Consider the following 3868-nt stretch of genomic DNA (forward strand, 5'->3'; position numbering starts at 1 on the left):
CCGCCGACTGGGACTGCTGATCCCCACGTTCTTCGGCATCACCCTGCTGACGTTCGCGTTGATTCGCATGATCCCCGGCGACCCCGTGGAAGTCATGATGGGCGAACGCCGTGTCGACCCCGAAATGCACGCTCAGGCAATGGAACGCCTTGGATTGAACAAGCCGCTGTACGCCCAGTACCTGGACTACGTCGGCAAACTGGCCCAGGGCGACCTGGGTGAATCGCTGCGTACCCGCGAGAGCGTGTGGACCGAGTTCACTTCGCTGTTCCCGGCGACTCTTGAGCTGTCCATGGCTGCGCTGTTGTTCGCCAGCATCCTCGGCCTGCTGGCCGGGGTGATTGCGGCGCTCAAGCGAGGGTCGCTGTTTGACCATGGGGTGATGGGGATTTCCCTCGCTGGCTATTCGATGCCGATCTTCTGGTGGGGCCTGATCCTCATCATGTTCTTCTCCGTGAGCCTGGGCTGGACCCCGGTGTCCGGGCGGATCGACCTGCTCTACGACATTGAGCCGCGCACTGGTTTCATGTTGATCGACACCCTGCTGGCCGACGAGCCGGACGCGTTTTTCGACGCCCTGCACCACCTGATTCTGCCGGCCATCGTCCTCGGCACCATCCCGCTGGCGGTGATTGCGCGGATGACCCGTTCTTCGATGCTCGAAGTGCTGCGCGAAGATTACATCCGCACCGCCAAGGCCAAAGGCCTGTCGCCGGCGCGCGTGGTGTTCGTCCACGGCCTGCGCAACGCGCTGATCCCGGTGCTGACAGTGGTCGGCCTGCAGGTCGGTACGCTGCTTGCCGGTGCAGTGCTGACCGAGACCATTTTCTCCTGGCCGGGCATCGGCAAATGGCTGATCGAGGCCATCGGCGCCCGGGATTATCCGGTGGTGCAAAACGGCATTTTGCTGATCGCCTGCCTGGTGATCCTGGTCAACTTCGTGGTGGACATCCTCTACGGCTTTGCCAACCCACGCATCCGTCACCAGCGCTGAGATCATGACCATGACTACTCCAACTCAAGTGTCAGCAGTCGATCAAAGCCTGCTGTACCCATCCCCATACAAAGAATTCTGGCAGGCGTTTTCCCGCAACAAGGGCGCCGTGGCCGGGCTGATGTTCATGCTGCTGGTGATCTTCTGCGCGATCTTCGCGCCCTGGGTTGCGCCGCATAACCCCAGCGAGCAGTACCGCGACTTTCTCCTGACCCCGCCGGCCTGGCTCGAAGGCGGGCAGATACAGTTCCTGCTGGGCACCGACGAACTGGGTCGTGACCTGCTGTCGCGACTGATCCAGGGTTCGCGTCTGTCGCTGATGATCGGTTTGTCGTCGGTGGTTATGTCGCTGATCCCGGGGATCCTCCTCGGGCTGTTCGCCGGCTTCTTCCCGCGCCTGCTCGGCCCGACCATCATGCGCCTGATGGACATCATGCTCGCCCTGCCGTCGCTGCTGCTGGCCGTGGCCATTGTCGCGATCCTCGGCCCTGGCCTGATCAACACCGTGATTGCCATCGCCATCGTCTCGTTGCCGTCCTACGTGCGTCTGACCCGTGCTGCGGTGATGGGCGAACTGAACCGCGACTACGTGACCGCCGCACGCCTGGCCGGTGCCGGCCTGCCGCGCCTGATGTTCATCACCGTGCTGCCCAACTGCATGGCGCCGCTGATCGTCCAGGCCACCTTGAGCTTTTCCTCGGCGATTCTCGATGCCGCCGCCCTGGGCTTCCTCGGCCTGGGCGTGCAACCGCCGACCCCTGAGTGGGGCACCATGCTGGCTTCGGCCCGCGATTACATCGAACGCGCCTGGTGGGTCGTCAGCCTGCCCGGTTTGACCATTTTGCTCAGCGTGCTGGCAATCAACCTGATGGGCGACGGCCTGCGCGATGCGCTGGATCCGAAGCTCAAGAACGCCGCCTGAGGAGATTCCCATGTCACTGTTAGCAATCAAGAATCTCAACGTGCGCTTTGGCGACAAGACCGCCGTGCCGGTGGTCGACGGCCTCGACCTCAATGTCGACAAGGGTGAAGTGTTAGCCATCGTTGGCGAGTCGGGCTCGGGCAAATCCGTGACCATGATGGCGCTGATGGGCCTGATCGAACACCCGGGGATCGTCACCGCCGACGCCCTGAGCTTCGACGGCAAGGACATGCTCAAGCTGAGCAACCGCCAGCGCCGCAAGATCGTCGGCAAGGACCTGGCCATGGTCTTCCAGGACCCGATGACGGCACTGAATCCGAGCTACACCGTCGGTTTCCAGATCGAGGAAGTGCTGCGCCTGCACCTGAAAATGTCCGGACGCGCCGCGCGCAAACGCGCCATCGAACTGCTGGAAAAAGTCGAGATCCCCGGCGCCGCCAGCCGCATGGACGCCTACCCGCATCAACTGTCCGGCGGTATGAGCCAGCGCGTGGCGATTGCCATGGCGATTGCCGGCGAACCGAAACTGCTGATCGCCGACGAACCGACCACCGCCCTCGACGTGACCATTCAGGCGCAGATCATGGACCTGCTGCTGGCCCTGCAAAAAGAGCAGGACATGGGCCTGGTGCTGATCACCCACGACCTCGCCGTCGTCGCCGAAACCGCCCAGCGCGTCTGCGTGATGTACGCCGGCCAGGCGGTGGAAGTCGGCCAGGTGCCGCAGTTGTTCGATATCCCGGCGCACCCTTATAGCGAGGCACTGCTCAAGGCGATTCCCGAGCACAGCCTCGGCTCGACGCGCCTGGCGACCTTGCCGGGCATCGTCCCCGGCCGCTACGACCGTCCCCAAGGCTGCCTGCTGTCGCCGCGCTGCCCGTACGTACAGGACAGCTGCCGCGCCCAGCGCCCGACCCTCGACCCGAAAAGCCACAGCCTCGCCCGCTGCTTCTATCCCTTGAATCAGGAGGTGGCGTAATGGCCGTCGTCCTTACCGCCCGTGACCTGACCCGTCACTACGAAGTCTCCCGTGGCCTGTTCAAGGGCCACGCCACCGTGCGCGCGCTGAACGGCGTGTCGTTCGAATTGGAGGCCGGCAAAACGTTGGCCGTGGTCGGCGAATCGGGCTGCGGCAAATCCACCCTGGCCCGCGCCCTGACGCTGATCGAAGAGCCGTCCTCAGGCTCACTGAAAATCGCCGGCCAGGAAGTCGCCGGCGCCGACAAGGCCCAGCGCAAGCAGCTGCGCAAAGACGTGCAGATGGTGTTCCAGAGCCCGTACGCTTCGCTCAATCCACGACAGAAAATCGGCGATCAACTGGCAGAGCCGCTGTTGATCAACACCCGACTATCAGCCGCCGAACGCCGCGAGAAAGTTCAGGCGATGATGAAGCAGGTCGGCTTGCGCCCCGAGCATTACCAGCGCTACCCGCACATGTTCTCCGGCGGCCAGCGCCAACGGATCGCCCTCGCCCGGGCAATGATGCTGCAACCGAAAGTGCTGGTGGCGGACGAACCGACTTCGGCGCTGGACGTGTCGATCCAGGCCCAGGTGCTCAACCTGTTCATGGACCTGCAGCAGGAGTTCAACACCGGCTACGTGTTCATCTCCCACAACCTCGCCGTGGTGCAACACGTGGCGGACGACGTGATGGTCATGTACCTCGGTCGCCCGGTGGAAATCGGCCCCAAGCACGACATCTACGCCCGCCCCCTGCACCCCTACACCCAGGCGCTGCTGTCCGCCACCCCCACCATCCACCCGGACCCGGACAAGCCGAAAATCAAAATCGTCGGCGAACTGCCCAACCCGCTGAACCCGCCACCGGGTTGTGCGTTTCACAAGCGCTGCCCGTATGCGACGCAGCGCTGCAGCAGTGAAGAGCCGGCGTTGCGGTTGGTGGACAGTCGGCAGGTGGCGTGTCATTACGCGGAGCAGTTTGTGGATGGGGC

4 protein-coding genes are annotated in these 3868 nt (G+C 63.7%); all 4 read left to right on the plus strand.

Annotation, left to right across the window (positions count from 1 at the left end; genetic code table 11):
• Positions 1–994: ABC transporter permease subunit (locus NR126_RS28200; RefSeq protein WP_256832463.1), on the plus strand; the 994-nt coding region annotated here is incomplete at its 5' end.
• 10 nt (positions 995–1004) lie between these two features.
• Positions 1005–1916: an ABC transporter permease subunit gene (locus NR126_RS28205; protein WP_256832464.1), complete on the plus strand. Its 912-nt coding sequence runs from the start codon at positions 1005–1007 to the stop codon at positions 1914–1916.
• 10 nt (positions 1917–1926) lie between these two features.
• Entirely contained in the window at positions 1927–2895 is a 969-nt protein-coding gene (locus tag NR126_RS28210; protein ID WP_218424821.1) for an ABC transporter ATP-binding protein, read from the plus strand.
• Positions 2895–3868 (plus strand): peptide ABC transporter ATP-binding protein (locus tag NR126_RS28215; RefSeq protein ID WP_256832465.1); only part of this gene is annotated, 974 nt, incomplete at its 3' end. The genes NR126_RS28210 and NR126_RS28215, both read left to right, overlap by 1 nt.

It is taken from the genome of Pseudomonas sp. Pse1 (assembly GCF_024519635.1).
Classification (GTDB): Bacteria; Pseudomonadota; Gammaproteobacteria; order Pseudomonadales; family Pseudomonadaceae; genus Aquipseudomonas.

What these genes read in the sequence shown, in the direction of transcription:
- NR126_RS28205 (WP_256832464.1), top strand. Translation starts at nt 1,005, where the DNA reads ATGACTACTCCAACTCAAGTGTCAGCAGTCGATCAAAGCCTGCTGTAC.
- NR126_RS28210 (WP_218424821.1), top strand. Translation starts at nt 1,927, where the DNA reads ATGTCACTGTTAGCAATCAAGAATCTCAACGTGCGCTTTGGCGACAAG.